This is a genomic window from Massilia sp. Soil_C_3, from assembly GCF_057657035.1.
In genome coordinates, this window is record NZ_JBDGJG010000001.1 from 164,483 (window position 1) to 185,571 (window position 21,089).

Here is a 21,089-nt window from a genome sequence, read left to right on the forward strand (position 1 = left end):
GGCGGTATAATGGCCGGATGCAGACCCTTCTTCACAACCTTAATCCCGAACAATTGGCCGCCGTCACTCTGCCATCGCAGAGCGCGCTGATCCTCGCTGGCGCCGGCTCCGGCAAGACGCGCGTGCTGACCACGCGCATCGCCTGGCTGATCCAGACCAACCAGGTGTCGCCCGCCGGCATCATGGCGGTGACGTTCACGAACAAGGCCGCGAAGGAGATGCTGACCCGTCTGTCGGCGATGTTGCCAATCAATACACGCGGCATGTGGATCGGTACTTTCCACGGCCTGTGCAACCGCCTGCTGCGCACGCATTATCGCGACGCCGCGCTGCCGCAGACCTTCCAGATCCTCGATTCGCAAGACCAGCTGTCGCTCATCAAGCGCATGCTCAAGGCGCACAATGTCGACGACGAGAAGTATCCGGCCAAGACCCTGATGTACTTCATCAACAACGCCAAGGACCAGGGCCTGCGCGCCTCGCAAGTCGAGGCCTACGATCCGATCGAGCGTCGCATGGTCGAGCTGTACGAGTTGTACGACCAGCAGTGCCAGCGCGAAGGCGTGGTCGATTTCGCCGAGCTGCTGCTGCGTTCCTATGAACTGCTGGCGCGTAATGGTCCGCTGCGCCATCACTATCAGATGCGCTTCCGCCACATCCTGGTCGACGAGTTCCAGGATACCAATGACCTGCAATACAACCTGCTGAAAATGCTGGCAGGGCAGGGCGAGACCGGTGGCGGCGCCATCTTCGCCGTGGGCGACGACGACCAGAGCATCTATGCCTTCCGCGGCGCCAACGTCGGCAATATGTCGGCCTTCGAGCGCGACTACCAGGTCAAGAACCTGATCAAGCTGGAGCAGAACTACCGCTCGCACGGCCACATCCTCGACAGCGCCAACTTCCTGATCGCCAACAACACCAAGCGCCTGGGCAAGAATCTGCGCACGGATGCGGGCCAGGGCGAGCCGGTGCGCGTGTACGAGGCCTCGTCCGACCTCGAAGAAGCGCAGTGGATCATCGAAGAGGCGAAAAGCCTCATGAACGAGGGCATGCCGCGCAACGAGATCGCGATCCTGTACCGCAGCAATGCGCAAAGCCGCGTGATCGAGCACGCGCTGTTCGCGGCCGGCGTTCCATACACCGTCTACGGCGGCCTGCGCTACTTCCAGCGCGCCGAGGTCAAGCACGCCATCGCCTACCTGCAGCTGATGGACAATCCGCACAACGACTCGGCTTTCCTGCGCGTGGTGAACTTCCCCACCCGCGGCATCGGCGCGCGCTCGATCGAGCAGCTGCAGATGGCGGCCGACAGCTATGGCATTTCGCTGTACGCGGCCGTGCCCTATATGAGCGGCAAGGCCGGCACGGTGCTGGGCGGTTTCGTGAAACTGATCGAAGGCGCGCGCTTCGAGACCCAGCAACTGCCGCTGCCCGAACTGGTGCGCGTGGTGCTCGAGCGCAGCACCTTGCTCACGCATTACGGCAACGAGAAGGAAGGCGCCGACCGCATCGAAAACCTGGAGCAGATGGTCAATGCCGCGACCCAGTTCGTGCAAGAAGAGGGGTTCGGCATTGGCGCACCTGCCCACCTTGGCCCGCCATCCCAGGCCCAGGCCGGCGAGGCGGTGGTGTACCAGGACGGCATCGAGATCATCGACGGCGGCGCGCCGCTGCCGACCGTGATGTCGCCCTTGTCCGCCTTCCTGTCGCATGCCTCGCTCGAGGCGGGCGATGCCCAGGCCCAGGCCGGGCAAGAGGCATTGCAGCTGATGACGGTGCACTCGGCCAAGGGCCTGGAATTCGATGCGGTGTTCATCACCGGCCTCGAAGAAGGCCTGTTCCCGCACGAGAGCAGCGCGCGCGAAGCCGAGGGCGTGGACGAAGAACGGCGCCTGATGTACGTGGCGATCACGCGCGCGCGCCGGCGCCTGTACATGAGCTTTACCCAGCAGCGCATGCTGCACGGCCAGACCCGCTTCAACATGAAATCGCGCTTCTTCGACGAGTTGCCTGAGGAAGCGCTCAAGTGGCTGTCGCCGCGCGTGCAGACCGCCTGGTTCGGGGGCCGCAAGCAAACGACGGCCTGGGACGACGCCAAGTTCCGCGATGGCGGCAGCGACAACAAGATCGCGCAGCAGATCACGCAGAAATCGGGCAATGGCACCGGCTGGCGCGTGGGTGAATCGGTGTCGCACGCCAAGTTCGGCGAAGGCGTGATCGTCAATATCGAAGGCGGCGCCGGCGCGGCGCGGGCCCAGATCAATTTCGGTTCGGCCGGGATGAAGGTGCTGGACCTGTCGATCGCGAAGCTGGAGAAGCTTGGGCGCTGAATAGAAATGTAGCGTCAGCGCATCGACGTCGTTCCCGCGCAGGCGGGAACCCAAGCTAGCGAGCGCTGTCGAAACGCTCGCAACTTAGGTTCCCGCCTGCGCGGGAACGACGTGTAATTTGGCGTTCCGCGCATCCGTATATTACTTCTCGAGGCTGATCTTATCGCCCGGCGCCGCTTCCGGCTTGCCGAAAATCTCCCGATACCCCGCATACATCGCGCACTGCAACAGCAGGATGAACAGGAAGATCACCCACATGATCACCACCCGCGCGAGATTGTTCCCGCCCAGCAGCATGGCGATCACCATGCACACCGCGAAGAAGATCGCGAACCAGGCCAGCAGCAGCACCAGGAACACGCCGGCGCTGCGTTTCACGGCAAAGAAGCTGTAGAACACGGCCTTGAACGGCGGCATCTTTTGCCAGTAGGTGAGCGGGGCGGCGAAGCACAGCGAGATCAGCGCCGCGACGTCGACCGCGAAGATCAGGAACATCGCCAGCACGTCCGATCCCGCCAGCACGGCCGGGGTGCCGGTCGTGCCCTGAGCCCGGACCTGTTCCCAGAACGTCGCGTCGACGGCGAAACGGGTGATCAGCGCCAGCACCAGCGACACGCCCAGGTAGACCACGCCGACCTTGCACAATTGGCGGAACACCGGCTTGCGGAAGCCCGTCAGCAGCACCGCGGGCGAGACGCGCTGGCCGCTCTCGATCAGCGAGCAACCCATCATGAAGGCCATCGAGAACGAGGGGATCAGCACCACCGCCACCATCGGCCCCAGCAGCGGCACGGCGCTGATCAGGATGCTGATGAGGATGTTGGCGAATAGCAGCGTGGTGAGGGCCGCGGGTTGTTGACGGAACAGGCTGGCGCCGCGTTTGAGCCAGATCCAGCCGGTGATAGCAGGCAAATTGTTCATTTAGGGCAAATTCGGCGCCGGGCGAGCGATGCGCTCGCGCAGGATGCGTTCGAAATGGGTCGGATCGTGCGGCGTCAACAGCTCGGCCGCACGGGGAAGATGCAGATCATACAGGCGCGACAGCCAGAAGCGAAGCGCGCCGGCGCGCAGCATCGGCTGCCAGGCGGCTTGCTCGTCGTCGGTGAATGGCCGCACCTCATGGTAAGCGTCCAGCAAGGCGCGCACCCGGGCCGCGTCAAGAACGCCAGTGGCCACGTCGACGCACCAGTCGTTGACGGTCACGGCGACGTCGTACAGCCAGGTGTCGACGCCGGCAAAATAAAAGTCGAAGCAGCCGCTCAAGCGCTCGCCCTCGAACATCACGTTGTTGCGGAACAGGTCGGCGTGCACCGGTCCGCGCGCCAGCTTGGCATAGGTGGCGCCGGCGGCGAACTCGCTCTGGTAGGCCACTTCGCTGCGCAGCAGCGCGGCTTCGGCGTCACTGAGGAAGGGCAGGACGGCCGGCGCGGTCTCCACCCACCAGTCCAGGCCACGCAGATTCGGCTGATGCAGGGCGAAATCCTGGGCCGCCAGGTGCATGCGCGCCAGCATGCGGCCCACTTCGGCGCAGTGCACCGGTTGCGGGTCGAGCTGGGAGCTGCCTTGCAGGCGGCTGGCGATGATCGCCGGCTTGCCGTGCAGAGCGACCACCAGTTCGCCGTCCGTGTTCGGCACTGGCGCCGGCACTGGAATGCCACGTTCGGCCAGGTGGGCCATCAGCTTGACGTAGAAGGGGAGCTGGTCGAAGCGCAGGTTCTCGAAGATCGTCAGCACATACTGGCCAGACTGTGGCCCATGCGCAGTGTTCAAGAAAAAATTGCTGTTATCGATGCCGGAGGAAATGCCTTCGAGCCCGACGGCCTGGCCGAGCGGGTACTGCTTGATCCACTGGTGAAGGTCATCCAGCGAGACCGCGGTAAATACTGCCATGTGCTAACAAAGAGTAGGTGAGAACCCGCTGCCGCGGACTTGCGCCGCGGTCAGGGGATCATTGTTTGGTGGTCGGCTCCAGCGCGGGCGGCGGCGGCACCTCGGCGCGGGCGGGCACGCCCGGACGCGCAGGGGCCGGCGCGACCGGCTGATCGGCTGTGTCCTGCTTCTTGGGATTGCCAAAGTCGAATTCCATCACCGTCCATTGTGGGGCACGGATGTTGTTGGCAGTGGCATCGCCGGGTTGGGCGTTACCTGGTGCAACGTTGGGTTTCATGGTGTAGCGGCTCGGGCCGCTTTCTACCTCGACCTGGGTGACCGTACCGTCATTGCTGCGGCGCTCGGTGATCTTGGTGCGCTCGCGCGGCGGAATCGTGGTCGCCGGCGTGTCGCTGCCCGGCTCGATGCGTTCGAGCTGGGGCGGCGCATCGCTGGGGCGCTGCTGGTTCTGCGGCGGGGTCGGCGTCGATTGCGTCGGAGGCAACGCCGACTGCTGGGCCGCGGCCGAGCCGGCGAGCAGACAAAGCGTCAGGAGGGCGAAGCGGGGTGTCGAGCGCAGCATGATGGTCACCTAATGTCGTTTAGTCCATTGTAGCAAACAGCGTCCCTTCCCTGTGAAAAGTGTGCCAAAACCTTATGTTTTCAGAGAGGCAAGTGTCTTGAAGCTCAGGCGCGGCTGCCGATACGGATTCTGCGATAATGGCGCTTACCCTGGCGCCACGGATGGCGCCGCCTGCCGAAATCCTGAATGCCTCCCCCTTATGGACAATACCCTGCTGCTCGTTGACGGTTCCAGTTATCTTTATCGCGCCTACCACGCGCTGCCCGACCTGCGCAGCCCGGACGGCTTCCCGACCGGCGCCATGCACGGCATGGTCAATATGCTGCGCCGCCTGCGCGCCGATTTCCCGGCGGCCTATATCGCCTGCGTGTTCGACGCCAAGGGCAAGACCTTCCGCGACGACCTGTATCCCGAATACAAGGCCACGCGCGCCTCGATGCCGGAAGACCTGGGCAAGCAGATCGAACCGATCCACGAAGTGGTGCGTTACATGGGCTGGCCGATCCTGATGGTCGATGGCGTCGAAGCGGATGACGTGATCGGCACCCTGGCGGTGCAGGCGACGGCGCGCGGCATGAAGACCGTGGTCTCGACCGGCGACAAGGACCTGGCCCAGCTGGTCAACGACAAGGTCATGCTGATCAATACCATGACCAACGAGCGCATGGACGAAGCCGGCGTGCTGGCCAAGTTCGGCGTGCCGCCGAACCGTATCATCGACTACCTGACCCTGGTCGGCGACACCGTCGACAACGTGCCGGGCGTGGCCAAGTGCGGCCCCAAGACGGCCGTCAAATGGCTCACCCTGCACGGCTCGCTCGATGGCGTGATCGAGAACGCGGCCAGCATCGGGGGCGCCGTGGGCGCCAATCTGCAGGCGGCCCTGGAATGGCTGCCGAAAGGCCGCGAGCTGATCACCGTCAAGACCGACTGCGACCTGGTCAAGCACGTGATCTCGTTCGAGGAAACGCTGGTGGGCCGTCCCGAAGACGCCGAGGCGCTGCGCGATTTCTTCGCGCGCTACGGCTTCAAGACCATGCTGCGCGACCTGGGCGGCGCCAAGGCAGCGGATGGCAGCGTGCGGCCGGCCGCTGGCAGTGCGCCGGGCGGCGGCGCCCTCAATTCGCCGGAAGGCGCGGCGAGCTATGCCGGCATGCCGGTCATCAAAGGCGAGTACGAAACCATCCTCACCGACGAGCAACTGGACAAATGGCTCGCGCTGGCCGACGCGGCCGAGCTGACCTCGGTGGACACCGAAACCACCTCGCTCGACCCGATGACGGCCGAAATGGTCGGCATTTCGCTGTCGGTCGAAGTGGGCAAGGGCGCCTACATCCCGGTGGCGCACCGCTACGCCGGCGCGCCGGACCAGCTGTCGCGCGAGCACGTGCTGGACAAGATGCGCGGCTGGCTGGAAAACCCGGCCAAGCCGAAGGTGGGCCAGAACCTCAAGTACGATATGCACATCTTCGCCAACCATGGCGTGACCCTGAAAGGCATCGTGCACGACACGCTGCTGCAATCGTATGTGTTCGAGTCGCACAAGCCGCACGATATGGACACGATGGCGATGCGCCACCTCGGCTACACCACGATTCCCTATGTGGACGTGTGCGGCAAGGGCGCCAAGCAGATCTGCTTCGACCAGGTCGAGCTGGGGCGCGCCACCGAGTATGCCGGCGAGGATTCGGACATCACCCTGCGCCTGCATCAGAGCATGTTGCCGGAAGTCGAGAAGGACAAGGGTCTTGCGTATATCTACCGCGAGATCGAGATGCCGACCATGGAAGTGCTGCACAAGATCGAGCGCAACGGCGTGCTGATCGACAGCGCGCTGCTCGATGTGCAATCGGGCGAGCTGGGCAAACGCATGATGGAGCTGGAGCAGCAGGCCTATGAGGCGGCCGGCGGCCCGTTCAACCTGGGTTCGCCAAAGCAGATCGGCGAGATCTTCTTCGGCAAGCTCGGCCTGCCGGTGATCAAGAAAACCGCCACCGGCGCGCCGTCGACCGACGAAGAAGTGCTGCAAAAGCTGGCCGAAGATTATCCGCTGCCGAAGATCCTGCTCGAGCACCGCGGCATGTCGAAGCTGAAGTCGACCTATACCGACAAGCTGCCGAAGATGGTCAACCCGAATACGGGCCGCGTGCACACCAATTATTCGCAGGCGGTGGCCATCACCGGCCGCCTGTCGTCGAACGAACCGAACCTGCAGAACATCCCCGTGCGTAACGCCGAAGGCCGCCGCATCCGTGAAGCCTTCATCGCCGCCCCGGGCCATGTGATCGTGTCGGCCGACTATTCGCAGATCGAGCTGCGCATCATGGCGCACATCTCGGGCGACGCCGCGATGCTCAAGGCTTTCGCCGACGGCGAGGACATTCACCGCGCCACCGCCGCCGAGATCTTCGGCATTCCACCGGCCGACGTGCAGAGCGAGCAGCGCCGTTACGCCAAGGTGATCAACTTCGGCCTGATCTACGGCATGAGCGCCTTCGGCCTGGCCGCCAACCTGGGCATCGAGCGTGGCGCGGCCGCCAACTATATCGAGCGCTACTTCGCACGCTTCTCGGGCGTGAAACAGTATATGGACAACACGCGCCTGGAAGCGAAGGCGCGCGGCTACGTCGAAACCGTGTTCGGCCGCCGCCTGTGGCTGCCCGAGATCAACTCGCCGAACGGCCCGCGCCGCGCCGGCGCCGAACGCGCGGCGATCAATGCGCCGATGCAGGGCACGGCGGCCGACCTGATCAAGCTGGCGATGATCGCGGTGCAGGGCTGGATCGAAAGCGAAAAGCTGGGCACCCGCATGATCATGCAGGTGCACGATGAACTGGTGCTCGAAGTGCCGGAAGGCGAGCTGGAACTGGTGCGGGTCAAGCTGCCGGAGCTGATGGCGGGCGTGGCCGAGCTGAAGGTGCCGCTGGTGGCGGAGACCGGGGTTGGCAAGAACTGGGAAGAGGCGCACTGAGCGAGCATCGAGACGGGCCGGCGAGGCGCCGGCGCCCGGTCCAAGGAGGAATCTTGAAACTCTATATCTACGAGCATTGCCCTTTCTGCAGCCGCGCGCGGCTCGCCCTGGGCCTGAAGGACCTGGCCTTCGAGACCGTCGTCCTCATGGAAGACGATGCCGCCACGCCCACGCGCCTGGTCGGTAAGAAAGCCGTGCCGATCCTGGAAAAGCCCGACGGCAGCCATATGGGCGAGAGCCTCGACATCGTGCGCTATGTCGACACGCTGGGCACGCCCATGTTCGACGGACCGCCCGAGGCGGCCCTGGATGCCTGGGGCGATGCCGCGTGGCCGCTGGCCTTGAAGCTGTTCATCCCGCGCTTCACCGAAGGCGATTTCGCCGAGCTGGCCACGCCTTCCGCGCGCGAAGCCTATCGCCAGCGCGAGGAACGCGCCTTCGGCGACCTGGATGCGCTGCGCGCCGACAGCGCGCGCTACATCGGCAAGATGAACACGAAACTCGAGACGCTCGCGCCGCTGCTGGCCGGGCGCGACACGATCGGCATCAGTGACGCCAAGCTTTGGCCGATCCTGCGTTCGCTGAGCATCGTCGATGGGCTGCGGTTCCCGCCGGCCGTGCGCGCCTATATGGAGCGGCTCGCAGCCGCCGGCAAGGTGCCGCTGCTGTTCGCGCAGGCCAGATAGGCGCTTCCACGATCCGTTCTCAATCGAGCGCGGCGGCCACGATCTTTTCGATATCCGATTGCGCCACCTCGCAATTGGCCAGCTGGATGACCGACATGCCGCGGGCTGGAATCCTGAGGATCAGCGTGTCGAATCCCCACAGGCCGCCGCTGTGGAACACGACGTCATGGCCTGCGCGCTGGATCACCTCCAGCCCGAAGCGGTAGGTTGGCACCGAACCGTCCAGCAAGGGCGATGGCTGCAGCATCGCGTGCAGCAGGCTCGATGGATCGGCCCACTGGCGGTGCCACTCCTTTTCCCAGCGCAGCAGCTCGCTGACGCTGGCATATACGCCGCCGTCGCCGACGGTATTGGCATTGCCCAGGTGCTGCTTGTAGCCGAACGGACGCCCAGCATCGGCCGCATAGCTGAAGACCCGGTGTTCGATGATGCTGAAGCGGTCCTCGTCGAACGCGATGCGCCGCATGTCCAGCGGTTCGAACAGCTTTTCTCTCGCATAGCGGCCGAGCGGCATGCCGCTCAGGCGCTCGACCAGGGTAGCGAGCAGGATGTAGTTGCTGTTGCTGTAGCGGTAGCCGGTCGACGTGGGGATGACGACAGTGTCAAGACGCTTGATCAGCGCCAGGATCATCCGGTTGTCGAAGTAGTCGGCCTCGTGGCGCGACAACTGGCATTCGATGAACTGGAAATAGCCGGGAATGCCGCTGCTGTGATTGAGCAGGCTGCGCAGCGGGAAGGGCTGTTCGAAATTCGCCAGCTCCGGCAGGTGGGCGCAGACATCGTCATCGAGCCCGATGGCGCCCTCGCGCACCAGCGACAGCACGCAGGCGGCGGTGAACTGCTTGGATTCGGAGGCGAGGTAATAGGCCGAGTCGGACGACAAGGGCACCTTCAGTTCGAGCGACGCCATGCCGTGGTGAAGCTCGAATACGGGTTTGCCGTCGCGCAGGACGGCGGCGCTGAAGCCAGGGCCGTCCGGCGGCAAGGCCGATTGCAGTTGCGTGAAATAGTCTTCCAGCCGGTGCACGAAAATCCCTGTCTTGTCCGCGATGAGCCGACAAGTATAAGCTCAGCCGCCCTCCGCATTCAGGTAAATCGGATTGCCGAGCAAAATGAGCTTGCTCGCGCTATCACGTACGTCGACCCGCACCCAGTGGCGTTTGCCGTCGCTGCGCCAGGTGAATTCACGCACCACGTCGTCGCCATCGACCTCGCGTTGCGCCAGCAGGGCCGGGCGTTCGCCATCGAACAGCACCTCGATCCGCGCTCCCTTCGCCTGCGCCACGCGCACCGTGAAGCGGGCGCTGTCGCCTTTTTTCACAGCCAGCGCATCGCCCATCATCGCCTGCTGCCCGGCCGCCTGCGCCGTCAGTTCCAGCGTACGGCCCGGCACATTCTTGAGGTCGATGAACACGCGGCCGGCGCGGATCCCTTCCAGCAGCGCGAGCTGCGACAACTCGCGCGCATGCACGACCGTGGTTGGCTCGCCCAGTGCGCCGGGCGTGCCGCGCGCCTCGTGCGGACGGTGGTTGTCGCTGCCGCCGATGGCGGTGATGCGCAGGCCGCGCTGCAGTTGCGCATGCCAGAACGGGATGCCCGACCATTCGCTGTCCGCGTCCGGACCATTGACCACCTCGATCGCCTGCACCCGGCGCATATCGGTCGCCTGTTCCCAGCCGCAGCCCATGCACTGTTCACCCGAAGGCCGCACCGGGTGGTTGATCGACAGCAGGCCGTTCAGGTTCGCGGCAGCTGCCAGCAGGCTGTTGGCATCGGCATGCGCGCCCGGCGCGATGCGAAAGTCGAGCGGGGCCAGGGTGCCGAACAGGTTGGCGTGGCCGTGGAAAGTGGTGATCTCGCGCGCCGGCATCAGGAGCAGGCGGTCGAAGCGCGGCTGCATCTCGCGCATCGCGTTGGCGTGGCCGACGTAGTTATGTTCGGTGATGGCGACGAAGTCGAGCTTTCTCTCCTGCGCCGTCAATGCCGTCATGTAGAGCGGGCAGGGGACGGGGCCAGCACCATCCGTCGTCGGACAGCTGCCGTCGCTGTGCCCGGTGTGGGTGTGCAGGTCGCCGCGGTACCAGCCGGCCCCTTTGCGCAGGACAGGCCGCAGCAGGGCTGGTTCGTCGGCCACGTTCAGCGAGCGCGAAAAATAGACCTGCGCCGTGTACTCGGCGCGCGCGTGCTGGCGCATGTTCGGAATGCCGAGCAGCAGGGCCCAGGTGCCCGGCGTGGTTGGCGTCGGCTGGTAGGACGGCGTGGCATCCACGCCGCTGACCGTGAAGGCGCGCTTGTTGCCGCCGCTCCAGCCGCGCAGCGTTCCGTCGGGGCCGAGCAGGCCCAGGTCGATGACCGAACGCTGGTCCTTGCCGTCGTAGTCGAATTCGACGGTGATGCGCTCGACGCCGGCCGGCACGTCGAACGGCACGCTGCGGTAGGTCTGGTGGTCGGCGCCGGTCAAGGCGCCGCGCAAGACCAGGTCCGGCGTATCGGCGTGGGCCTTGACGCTGGCAAGCAGCAGCAAGAGGAACAGCAGGCGCATGGGTTTTTCCTCCTGATCAGAAGTCGATCTTGAGCGCCGCCCTGATCGCGCGGCCCAGGACCGGGCGCGCGAGGAAGGTGTTGGCGCCGGCGTCGGCATTCTGCAATTCGCCCGCACGCGGATTGCCCTCGGTGAGGCCCTGCGAATTATTGATGTTGTCGACGTAGACGAAGCCCGTCATCTTGTTTGACAGCCGATAGCGCGCCGAGAAGTTCAGCATGCGGTAGGAGGGCAGGCGCACCGAATTGGCTGAATCGACGAAGCGGTCGCCCTGGTATTCCCAGGTCAGCTGCAGGCGCAGGTCGTCGCCCAGCAGGTTCAGGCCCGGCACCAGGCGGAAGCTCGTCTTGGGCACGCGCACCAGGCGGTTGCCGCTGAAGTCGCGCGGCACCGGCTGGCCGTTCACCTGGTCGGTATAGCGCAGATTGTCGTACTCGGGATTCTGCAGCGTGACGTTGAAGCCCAGGTCGGCCCAATCGGTCGGGCGCAGCATGCCTTCGAGTTCCAGTCCCCAGGTGCGGGTGGCGGCATAGCCGGTCTGCGGCGCGGCGCTCGCGTTATCGAGCGAGAACACGTAGTTCGTATAACTGACGTTGTCGTACTTCGAATAGAACAGCGTCGGATACAGGTCGATCAGCGGGCTGCGGAACTTGTAGCCCACTTCGGCCAGGTCCATGGTCTGGATGATCGGCTTCGCGGTCGGGCTGGTGATGTAGGAACTCAGGTTCGGCAGGCGGAAGGCGCTGGTCCAGCGGCCGAACAGGCCGGCGTTGCGGTCCAGCTGGTAGTTGGCGCCGAGGGTCCAGCCGGTCTTGTCGAAGTGGTGGTCATAGGTGTCGAACACGCCGCTGCCGGTGCGGATCTTCGAGGTGGCGAAGGTGCCCCCGTTGACCGTGGTCGGACGCTCGACCCAGCCTTCGGTCTGCACGCGTTCCCAGCGCAGGCCGGCGTCGACGCGCAGCTGGCTGTTGACCTGCCACTCGTCGGCCAGGTACAGCGCGTGGGTGGTCGAGCGGCCTTCCGCGTTCTCCCACTCGTAACCGTAGTTGTAGATGCCGTGGTCGGTCAGGGTGCCGAGACGGTTGCCGGCGGAATCCAGGGCGACCAGGTCGAGCAGCGGCGCCTGGTGCCGGGCGCCCAGCAGCACGGTCGACGAATAGCGGTCGAAGCCCTGGTCGAAGCGGGCGAAGTAGTAGCCGACGGCGATGTCGTGGGTCTGGCCGCCCACGTTGAAGCGGCGCGACAGCCGGGTGTCGTTGATGATTTCTTCGAGCGGCATGGTGATGCCGCGCAGGCCGCCGACGATCATCAGGCCGTTGTCGACCGCGCCGTTGCCTGGATAGGCCCCGCCGGGCAGGTTCGCGTACTGCAGCGAGAGCCCGGTCGCACCGGGCACCTGGGCCAGCAAGCCCTGGGAAGTCTTGAGAAAGGCGTCGATGCTCTGCAGCTGGTTGGCGAACACGCCGTTGCGCTGGGTGTGAGTGTCCGAATAGCGCAACGACTGGTCGATGCGCCAGTCGTTGCCCAGTTCCTTCTCGAGCTTGAAGCTCAACTGGTCGCGGCGCACGTGGGTGCCTTCGGTGTTGTCGAAGTCGTAGGTGCCGCCGTCGCCCATCCGCATGCGGATGTGGCGGGTGTCGGGGCCGGCCACGGTGCCGTAGTTGCCGTCGAAGCCGGGGACGGCGCGGATCTTGCCGTCGTCACCGGTGCGCATCGGGATCGCCAGGAACAGCGCCACCTTGTCGTCCAGGTGCTTGACGTCGAAGCTCATGCGGCCGCGGTCGATCTCCTTGACCAGCTTCAGGCGCACCTGGCCGCCGTCGTTGGCGCGGTAGCCGGGATCGCGGATGCCGTCGTCGACGCGGTAGAAGCCGCCGATGCCGACGCCCCAGCCATCGCCCAGCGGCGTGCCGTACCAGAAGTCGGCGCGGCGCTGGCCCTTGTTACTGCCCGTGAACTTGATCGAGCCGCCCGGTGTGTCGCCGATCTCGCGCGACAGGAAGTTGATCGCGCCGGCCGGGGCGTTGGTGTAGAACACCGACGAGGGGCCGCCGCGCACGACCTCGATGCGGTCGCTGGTTTCGTCCAGGCGGAAGGCCTGGTCGGCGTTCAGGTAGCCGAGCGAGGGGTCGTGCTGGACCGGGATGCCGTCTTCGAGCAGGGTGACCGAACCGAAGCCGTCGACCGGGATGCCGCGCGCGCGGATATTGCCCGAGGCTTCGCCGCCCGAGGCCTCGACCCAGAAGCCGGGCACCGATTTCACCGCCTCGGTGACCGAGGTCGGGGCCTGCATGCGCAGGGTGTCTTCGTCGATGGTGGTGATCGAGTAGCTGGCCTTGATCTTCGACTGCTTCGATGCAGTGCCGGTGACCACGACCACGTCGGCTGGCACCGCTGCCGGGGCGGGTGCGGCGGGCACCGGCGTGTCCTGGGCATGCAGCGGCAGGGCCGTGAGGCCGAACATGACGGCGCTGCCGCCGCAAAAGGCCGTGCGCAGGGCTTGTTGGATGACTGTCGACTTCATTGCTGGCGTTTTCCTTTGTAGAGACCGTGCGGAGCATCCGCGGCGATGGCGGCATGACGATCGGAAAACGATAACGATTAAGTGTTAAATCGGCATGACAGAAGTATCACGAAATATGCGAAAGTCATAGCCTGAGGCAATGACCGCACGCTCAGGGCTTGATCACGACCAGCAGGACGATGGCCGTGACGCTGGCCAGGATCCCTGTTCCCGCATGTCTCGACAGCGCGGACGACGCGGGCACGCCGCCGGCCATGCGCCGCACGCTGCCGCTCACGACGCCATGCACGGCCGAGAGGGCGACGACCAACACCAGCTTGACGATCAGCCAGGGCGAGGAGAACCAATGGCCGATGCTGGCCAGCGCCAGGCCGCAAGCCCAGGCCAGCATCATCGCCGGCGCGGCCAGGCGCCGGTCCCAGCGCACGGCCGCGTCGAGCACATGGCGCTGGTGCGGCCCTGGCGCCATCGTGCGCAGTAACAGCACCTGCGCCAGCATGCCGCCGATCCAGGTCATCAGGGCGACGATGTGGCCTGCCTTCAGCAGCAAATAGATCATCGGGGCGCCACCCCCGCCACCCCCGCCAGCGCGGCAGCCTTGCGCCGGACCAGGCGGATGCTGAACCATGCGCCGAAAGGAACCATGGCACACGCCACCATGCGGCCAATGTCGGCGCGGGTCCAGTCATCGCCAGCTGCAGTGTTCGAGATGGTCCAGAGGTAGTAGAGGAAAGCCAGGCCGTGGAGCGGGCCCAAGACCGTCACAAAACCGGGCAGGCCGGCGAGATGCTTCAGTGGCACTGCAATGCCCAGCAAGACAATGAGGGTCGCGCCTTCCGCCAGTGCGGCATGGTGCAGGCGCCGCAGTGGTCCGCGCAGTTGTCCGGTGGTGGAATCCATCGTGCCGTCTCCAATCGTTGTGCGAACCATGATTGTGAGGGAGGGAGATAGTCGCCAACACTGGCTGGAATGCCATTCTTCGCTTGTTTCCAGCCAAGCTCTACTTCAGGGCCTGGCAGGTATCGAGCGGCTCACTATAATCGCGCCATGCACACCATCGCCATCCTCGCGCAGCACGGCTGCATCCCATTCGACCTGGCCACCGCCTGCGAAGTATTCAGCCGTGTACGCGTGCCGGGCTTGAACACTGCCTACGATGTCAGGGTCTGCGGCGAGGCGCCGTCGGTCGGCGCCGGGCTGTTCGACCTGCATACGCGCTGGAACCTGGGCCACGCCCGCACGGCCGATACGGTGATCGTGCCCGGCATCGACGACATCGATGCGCCGCTGCCGGAACCCGTGCTCGCGACGATCAGGGAGGCATCCGCACGCGGCGCGCGCATCGCCTCGATCTGCACCGGCGCCTTCGTGCTCGCGGCCAGTGGCGTGCTCGATGGCGTGCGCGCCACCACCCACTGGATGGCGGCGGGGGAGCTGGCGCGGCGCTTTCCGGGAATCGACGTCGACCCCAATGTCCTGTTCATCGACAACGGCAAGGTGCTGACCTCGGCGGGCGCCGCGGCCGGACTCGACCTGTGCCTGCACCTGGTGCGGCGCGACTACGGCGCCGCCGTGGCCGCGGACGCGGCGCGCCTTGCAGTGATGCCGCTGGAGCGCGCTGGCGGCCAGGCCCAGTTCATCGTGCACCCCGAGCCCTCGTCGTCGCTGGCGCTGCAGCCGGTGCTGAAATGGATCGAATCGCAACTGCATTGCGCGCTGACCCTGGATACCATCGCGGCGCACGCAGCGCTGAGCAAGCGCACGCTGAGCCGGCGCTTCATCGAGCAGACAGGCACCTCGCCGCTGCAATGGCTGCTCGGCGCGCGCGTGCGGCGCGCCCAGTATCTGCTGGAGACCAGCGCCCTGTCCGTCGAACAGGTGGCCAACGCCACCGGATTCGGTTCCAGCGCCGCCTTCCGGGCCTGCTTCAGCAAGCAGGTGGGGACCAGCCCGCACTACTACCGGCGCAGCTTCCGGCCGCGTTGAATCGCACGCCCAGCCCCTGCAAGCGATGCTAAACTGGCAATCCTGTCCAACACTGTCCAGAAGGGGGAAATCCATGAAAGATCTCGTCAACGACGGCAACAGCCTGCTGGGAGCCAGCGCCTACGACGACGGCGTGAAGCGGCGCGACTTCCTGAAGGCGGCGGTCGGCACCGGCTTTGCCGTGTCCGCGCTGCCGGTGGCCGCGCAGACCCAGGTCCAGACCGATACCGAAGGCCTCGACGCGGCCGACAGTATCCTCGTCATCGAGGGTCAGGACGTGCCGGTCTATCGCGCCCAGCCGCGCGGCAAGACCAATGTCCCGGTCATTCTGGTGGTTTCCGAGATCTTCGGCGTGCACGAACACATCAAGGACGTGGCGCGCCGCTTCGCCAAGCAGGGCTATATGGCGATCGCACCCGACCTGTTCGTGCGCCAGGGCGATGCGACCAAGGCGCCCAATACCGCTGAACTGATCAAGACCATCGTCTCCCGGACGCCGGATGCGCAAGTCATGTCCGACCTCGACCGGGTCGTCGACTGGGCCAGGCAGCGCGGCGGCGACACGAAGAAGCTGGGCATCACCGGTTTTTGCTGGGGCGGGCGCATCACCTGGCTGTACGCGGCGCACAACCTGGACGTCAAGGCCGGCGTGGCCTGGTACGGCCGCCTGGTGGGCGAGGCGACGTCATTCACGCCCAAGCACCCGGTCGACGTGGCCCAGAACCTGAAGGTGCCGGTGCTGGGCCTGTACGGCGCAAAGGACACCGGCATCCCGTTGGACACGGTCCAGCGCATGCAGGCCGCGCTCGACAAGGGCAACAGCCGCTCGACGATCCACGTGTATCCGGATTCCGGCCACGCCTTCCATGCCGATTACCGCCCGAGCTTCAATGCTGCCGACGCCGCGGACGGCTGGAACCGCGCGCTGGCATGGTTCCGCAAGCACGGCGTCGCCTGATGCCTGCAAGCCAGTCTGTTTAGGCTGGCTCTTGGACGACCGTGGGCCGGGAGCGGTACAATGTCCGGTTTGCGGATCGTCGCAAGAACAGAACAAGAGGCTTTCAAATCGACCCGCTTTTCGACCCGACCCTGAGTTCCATCCTGCTGGCGACCGTGATCGCCGGCGTCGTCAGCATTTCCGGGGCTGCGCTTTTTTCGTTCGCCCTGCTGTCGAAAGTGGTCGAAAAGATGGTCAGCCTGTCGGTCGGCATCATGCTGGCGACGTCGCTGCTGCACGCGCTGCCGGAGGCCTTCGAATCGGGCGCCGACATCAAGAGCCTGTTCGCCACCTTGCTGGCGGGCCTGCTGGCGTTCTTTTTACTGGAAAAAGTGGCGCTGCTGCGCCATTCGCACCACCACGAGGGCGACGGACACCACCATGCCCACGGCCATGACGCGCGCGAGGCCGGCAAGTCGGGCTGGATGATCCTGCTCGGCGACGGCATGCACAACTTCACCGACGGCATCCTGATCGCGGCGGCCTTCCTGGCCGACCCGGAAGTGGGCATCGTGACCGCGCTGGCCATCGTCGCCCACGAGATCCCGCAAGAGATCGGCGACTTCATCATCCTGCTCAACGCCGGCTTCTCGCGCCTGCGCGCCTATGTGTTCAACCTGCTGTGCAGCCTGCTGGCGGTGGCGGGCGGCCTGCTGGGCTACTTCACGCTGGACCAGGCAAGCGGGCTGATTCCCTATGTGCTGGTGTTCGCGTCGTCAGGCTTCATCTATATCGCGGTCAGCGACCTGATGCCGCAGATGCAGCGCCGGGCGACGCTGAAGGAGACGGTGCCGCAGGTGTTGCTGATCGGGCTGGGGGTGGCGATCGTGGTGGCGTTGCACGCGTTTTGAGGGTGGTGGCTGCGGTAAAAGCTTGGGTCCCCGCCTGCGCGGGGACGACGGTTCTTAGGCAGGGGGCTCGCTAAGATTGACGTAGTACGCGCCCGCCGCACGTCGTTCCCGCCCTCGCCGGGCGCCTTGGCGGGAACCTAAGTTCGCCAGCTTAATCCACACCCTTCGCGACCGGCCGCGCCGAATCCCCAACCCACTCGCTCCACGATCCCGGATACAGGCTCGCCCCCGGCATCCCCGCCACTTCCAGCGCCAGCAGGTTGTGACACGCGGTCACACCCGAGCCGCACTGCATGATGGCGCGTTGCGGATCGTCGACCAGGGCGCCGAACTCCGCGCGCAGGTCTTCGGGGGCCTTGAACCGGCCGTCGGCCTGCAGGTTGTCCTTGAAGAAGCGGTTCCTCGCGCCCGGGATGTGGCCACCCACCGGATCGATGGTCTCGTTCTCGCCGCGGAAGCGGTCGGCCGCGCGGGCGTCGATGACGATGCGCCGGCCGCTCTCCAGGTTGTCCATTACCTCCCGTACCGTCACGGTAGGCACAAAAGGAGCGCGTACGGTCAAGCTGCCGCGCGGCTTGACGGGGGCATCGGTCGACAAGGGTTGTCCCAGCGCCTGCCAGGCCGCCATGCCGCCATCGAGCACCGCCACCGCCTCGTGGCCCAGCCAGCGCAGCAGCCACCACAGGCGCGCTGCGAACATGCCGCCGTGGGCGTCGTAGGCGACCACTTGCGTGTCGTCGCCGATGCCGAACTCGCGCAGGGCTTGCACCAGCGCTTCCTTCTCCGGCAGCGGATGGCGGCCGAGGAACACGCCATCCGGGCTGCGCTTGGCGCCCGACAGCACGGTCTCGATGTCGGCGAACACCGCGTTCGGCAGGTGGCCGGCGGCATAGCCGTCGCGCCCGGCGGCGAGGTTCACCAGATCGTGGCGGCAGTCCACCACGACCCACTTCGGGTCGTCGATATGGGAGGCCAGCTGGCTGGCCGAAATCAGGGTCTTGAACATGGCGTAAAGTCTCCTTCTACGATTCGCTGACCACGGGGTCCTGGTCCTTGACGACGGCGCCGCGCGCCGTCTTGCGGGTATTGTAGAACGTCGCGGCCAGTCCCGAGAGCAGGATCACGCCGATGCCCAGCCACACATGCCAGTCGAAGGCGTCGCCCCACAGGATCAGGCCCCACAAGGTGGAGAACACGATGCCGGTGTACTGCAGATTGGCCACCACCAGCACCTTGCCCACGCGGTAGGCGCGGGTCATGCACATCTGGGCAATCAGGGCGGCGCCGCCGATCCCCAGCAGCAGCAGGAAGCCGTATGGGGTGTGCGAATGGAACAGCGCTTCTCGCGGGCCGTCGCCGGCCAGGGTCGCAAACAGGCCAACCACGGTCGTGGTCAGCGAGAAGTAGAACACCACGCGGTATTCGGGCTCGCCCAACTGGCCAAGTTTACGCACCTGCATATAGGCCATGGCCGAGATCATCGACGAGCACACGCCGGCCAGGCCGCCCAGCCACTGCTGGCTCTCGACGGCCGGCTGCAGCACCATCGTCACGCCGAAGAAGCTGGAGGCGATCGCCACCACCAGCGGCCATTCGGCATGCTTGGTCTTCGTCCACCAGCCCATGGCGAACATCCCGGCCGCGATCCAGATCGGGGCCATATAGTTGAGCGTCATCGCGGTGGCCAGCGGCAGGCGGCCGATCGCGAAGAACCACAGCCACAGCGAAGTCACGCCGACCAGGCTGCGCCACAGGTGGGCCTTGCCGAAATCCGTCTTGAAGGTGCCGCCCTGGCGGCGCACCATGAGCAGCAGGATGAGGGTGCCGATCAGGCCCCGGTACATCAGGAGTTCGGAGGTGGAATAGAACTCGGAAGCCAGCTTCACGCCCGCGCCCATGGCAGCGAACGCGAAGCTGGCGTACAACATCCAGAGGGAAGCCATCGGATTTCCAGTGAAAGACCGTGCGGCATTGGCGCCGCGCGGTCCGTGGCGCCAGGGTGCGGCGCCGGTTTTACGACTCAGGGGTTACAAGGCGATCCTGCTGCGATACCACTCGTGGAAGTGCTGCATGCCGTCTTCCATCGGCGACTGGTACGGGCCGACTTCGTTGACGCCGCGCGCCACCAGGATCTTGCGGCCGGCGTCCATGCGCAGGCCGATCTCGTCGTCCTCGACCGCCGTCTCCATGTAGGCGGCGCGTTCGGCCTCGACGAATTCGCGCTCGAACAGCACGATCTCTTCGGGGTAGTAGAACTCGACCACGTTGCGGGTCTTCTGCGGGCCGTCCGGCCACAGGGTCGACACCACCAGCACGTTCGGGTACCACTCGACCATGATGTTCGGGTACAGCGTCAGCCAGATCGCGCCGTACTTCGGCGGCTGGCCGTTGTTGAACTTCAGGACCTGTTCCTGCCAGCGTTTATAGGCCGGCGAGCCGGCCTTCTGCAGCGCGCGGTTCACGCCCACGGTCTGCACGCTGTAGTCGCTGCCGAATTCCCATTTCAGGTCGTCGCACGAGACGAAGTTGCCCAGGCCCGGGTGGAACGGTTCGACGTGGTAGTCCTCCAGGTAGACCTCGATGAAGGTCTTCCAGTTGTAGTCGCACTCGTGGATTTCGACGTGGTCGAACATATAGCCCGAGAAGTCGAGGTCCTTCGTCACCGACAGCTTGCCCAGCTTGTCCATCACGTTGTAGCCGTTCTGTTCGAACAGCAGGCCATTCCAGTTCTGCAGCGGGGTCTTCGACAGGTTCAGGCACGGCGTGTCCGCAAAATGCGGTGCGCCGATCAATTCGCCCTTCAGGTCATAGGTCCACCGGTGCAGCGGGCACACGATGTTCTTCGCATTGCCGCGGCCATTGAACATCAGCGCCTGGCGGTGGCGGCAGACGTTGGACAGCACTTCGATGCCCCCGGCGTTACGCACCAGCATGCGGCCTTCGTGCTCGGAGGCGAGCGTCGCGAAGTCCCCGGTTTCCGGCACCATCAATTCATGGCCGATATAGCGCGGGCCATTGTGGAACAGTTGCTGCATCTCGCGCTTGAGGAGCGCGTCGTCAAAATAAACATTTACCGGAAGCTGTGCGTTCGAGCGCGCCAGCTTGGCGTGGGTAGCCAGATCGGACATCCCAACCCCCCTTTAAGGTAGCTTCCAAAGAAGAGAAAGAATCCAAAGACCAGTATTTAAGTAGAGGAATACGGTATTTCGGACAGAACCGGAGATTATACTGCGTAACAGGCTCTACCGTCTTGGGCCGGCGCGAGTTTGTGGTGCGCGGCGTTTGATGTGTTGCCGATGAGGCATGGTTTTCATGTCGGAAAAAAGGGCAGGGTGGGGGCGTCGACCGGATTGTTGACGCACTTGCTAGTTGTGAATGCTGCAATGTGCGCCCCCCGTGGGGTGGGATTGATCTAAAATACGCGATTGGACTGACCCACGGCGCACAACTGGACGCCTTCACGATAGCGACTTATGGCAAAGAATATGACAGCGGATAGCGCGCCTGCAGCAGCAGCTGCGCCTCCGCAATCCTTCGAGCAGGCGATGGCCGAACTGGCGCAGCTCGTGACACAGATGGAATCCGGCGCCTTGCCGCTGGAAGCCTCGGTGGCGGCCTATGCGCGCGGCTCCGAGCTGGTCAAGTATTGCGCGGCCCAACTCGAAAAAGTCGAGTCCCAGGTCAAGGTGCTCGAAGGCGATATGCTCAAGCCATTTAGCGACGACGAGGCGGCGCAATGACGCCAGA

Annotated in this window: 18 protein-coding genes; 7 read left to right on the forward strand and 11 right to left on the reverse strand. The window is 65.2% G+C overall.

What is annotated here, in order from left to right; all coding sequences use genetic code 11:
• Positions 1-17: 17 nt before the first annotated feature.
• Positions 18-2,333, forward strand: coding sequence for a UvrD-helicase domain-containing protein (locus tag AC3A6F_RS00745; protein ID WP_487678039.1), 2,316 nt, complete (start codon positions 18-20; stop codon positions 2,331-2,333).
• 141 nt (positions 2,334-2,474) lie between these two features.
• Here the strand turns inward: AC3A6F_RS00745 and AC3A6F_RS00750 are convergent, their stop codons facing one another.
• From AC3A6F_RS00750 to AC3A6F_RS00760, 3 genes are read right to left on the reverse strand one after another with little or no spacing between them, the layout of a single operon-like run.
• Positions 2,475-3,254, reverse strand: coding sequence for a BPSS1780 family membrane protein (locus AC3A6F_RS00750; protein ID WP_487678041.1), 780 nt, complete (start codon positions 3,252-3,254; stop codon positions 2,475-2,477).
• The gene (locus tag AC3A6F_RS00755; protein WP_487678043.1) at positions 3,255-4,223 is read right to left on the reverse strand and encodes a homoserine kinase; all 969 of its coding nucleotides are present in this window, start codon (positions 4,221-4,223) and stop codon (positions 3,255-3,257) included.
• Between the two features lie 58 nt (positions 4,224-4,281).
• On the reverse strand, positions 4,282-4,785 hold the full coding sequence (locus tag AC3A6F_RS00760) for a hypothetical protein (protein WP_487678472.1): 504 nt from the start codon (positions 4,783-4,785) through the stop codon (positions 4,282-4,284).
• A gap of 199 nt (positions 4,786-4,984) precedes the next feature.
• On the opposite strand from AC3A6F_RS00760, the gene polA reads away from it, so the two are divergent.
• Together polA and grxB are read left to right on the forward strand one after the other, a co-directional pair.
• Positions 4,985-7,756 (forward strand): DNA polymerase I, encoded by a 2,772-nt coding sequence (polA, locus tag AC3A6F_RS00765; protein WP_487678045.1) that lies wholly within the window; start codon positions 4,985-4,987, stop codon positions 7,754-7,756.
• A 53-nt stretch (positions 7,757-7,809) separates the two neighbouring features.
• A complete protein-coding gene (grxB, locus tag AC3A6F_RS00770; protein WP_487678047.1) occupies positions 7,810-8,442 on the forward strand; it encodes a glutaredoxin 2 in 633 nt (210 codons plus the stop codon).
• 19 nt (positions 8,443-8,461) lie between these two features.
• Here grxB and AC3A6F_RS00775 read toward each other — a convergent pair whose 3' ends face one another.
• The 5 genes from AC3A6F_RS00775 to AC3A6F_RS00795 form a co-directional block, all read right to left on the reverse strand.
• Positions 8,462-9,469, reverse strand: a complete 1,008-nt coding sequence (locus AC3A6F_RS00775) for a serine hydrolase domain-containing protein (RefSeq protein ID WP_487678049.1) — start codon at positions 9,467-9,469, stop codon at positions 8,462-8,464.
• 42 nt (positions 9,470-9,511) lie between these two features.
• Positions 9,512-10,984: a CehA/McbA family metallohydrolase gene (locus AC3A6F_RS00780; RefSeq protein WP_487678051.1), complete on the reverse strand. Its 1,473-nt coding sequence runs from the start codon at positions 10,982-10,984 to the stop codon at positions 9,512-9,514.
• A 16-nt stretch (positions 10,985-11,000) separates the two neighbouring features.
• A complete protein-coding gene (locus tag AC3A6F_RS00785; protein ID WP_487678053.1) occupies positions 11,001-13,508 on the reverse strand; it encodes a TonB-dependent receptor in 2,508 nt (835 codons plus the stop codon).
• A gap of 151 nt (positions 13,509-13,659) precedes the next feature.
• Positions 13,660-14,067, reverse strand: coding sequence for a CopD family protein (locus tag AC3A6F_RS00790; RefSeq protein WP_487678055.1), 408 nt, complete (start codon positions 14,065-14,067; stop codon positions 13,660-13,662).
• Positions 14,064-14,408 (reverse strand): DUF3817 domain-containing protein, encoded by a 345-nt coding sequence (locus AC3A6F_RS00795; protein WP_487678057.1) that lies wholly within the window; start codon positions 14,406-14,408, stop codon positions 14,064-14,066. Before AC3A6F_RS00795 ends, AC3A6F_RS00790 begins: the two co-directional genes overlap by 4 nt.
• 147 nt (positions 14,409-14,555) lie before the next feature.
• Here AC3A6F_RS00795 and AC3A6F_RS00800 point away from each other — a divergent pair, with 147 nt between their 5' ends.
• The 3 genes from AC3A6F_RS00800 (at position 14,556) to AC3A6F_RS00810 (ending at position 17,342) form a co-directional block, all read left to right on the forward strand.
• Positions 14,556-15,494, forward strand: a complete 939-nt coding sequence (locus AC3A6F_RS00800) for a GlxA family transcriptional regulator (RefSeq protein WP_487678059.1) — start codon at positions 14,556-14,558, stop codon at positions 15,492-15,494.
• Between the two features lie 73 nt (positions 15,495-15,567).
• Positions 15,568-16,452, forward strand: a complete 885-nt coding sequence (locus AC3A6F_RS00805; RefSeq protein ID WP_487678061.1) for a dienelactone hydrolase family protein — start codon at positions 15,568-15,570, stop codon at positions 16,450-16,452.
• Positions 16,453-16,607: 155 nt separating this feature from the next.
• On the forward strand, positions 16,608-17,342 hold the full coding sequence (locus AC3A6F_RS00810; protein ID WP_487678063.1) for a ZIP family metal transporter: 735 nt from the start codon (positions 16,608-16,610) through the stop codon (positions 17,340-17,342).
• A gap of 151 nt (positions 17,343-17,493) precedes the next feature.
• Here the strand turns inward: AC3A6F_RS00810 and AC3A6F_RS00815 are convergent, their stop codons facing one another.
• The 3 genes from AC3A6F_RS00815 to AC3A6F_RS00825 form a co-directional block, all read right to left on the reverse strand.
• A complete protein-coding gene (locus AC3A6F_RS00815; protein ID WP_487678065.1) occupies positions 17,494-18,348 on the reverse strand; it encodes a sulfurtransferase in 855 nt (284 codons plus the stop codon).
• 16 nt (positions 18,349-18,364) lie between these two features.
• Positions 18,365-19,285, reverse strand: coding sequence for a DMT family transporter (locus AC3A6F_RS00820; protein ID WP_487678067.1), 921 nt, complete (start codon positions 19,283-19,285; stop codon positions 18,365-18,367).
• A gap of 84 nt (positions 19,286-19,369) precedes the next feature.
• Positions 19,370-20,470: an aromatic ring-hydroxylating oxygenase subunit alpha gene (locus AC3A6F_RS00825; RefSeq protein ID WP_123070056.1), complete on the reverse strand. Its 1,101-nt coding sequence runs from the start codon at positions 20,468-20,470 to the stop codon at positions 19,370-19,372.
• A gap of 357 nt (positions 20,471-20,827) precedes the next feature.
• Between AC3A6F_RS00825 and AC3A6F_RS00830 the strand changes: the two genes are divergently transcribed.
• Entirely contained in the window at positions 20,828-21,082 is a 255-nt protein-coding gene (locus tag AC3A6F_RS00830; protein WP_229414972.1) for an exodeoxyribonuclease VII small subunit, read from the forward strand.
• The last annotated feature ends 7 nt before the right edge of the window (positions 21,083-21,089 follow it).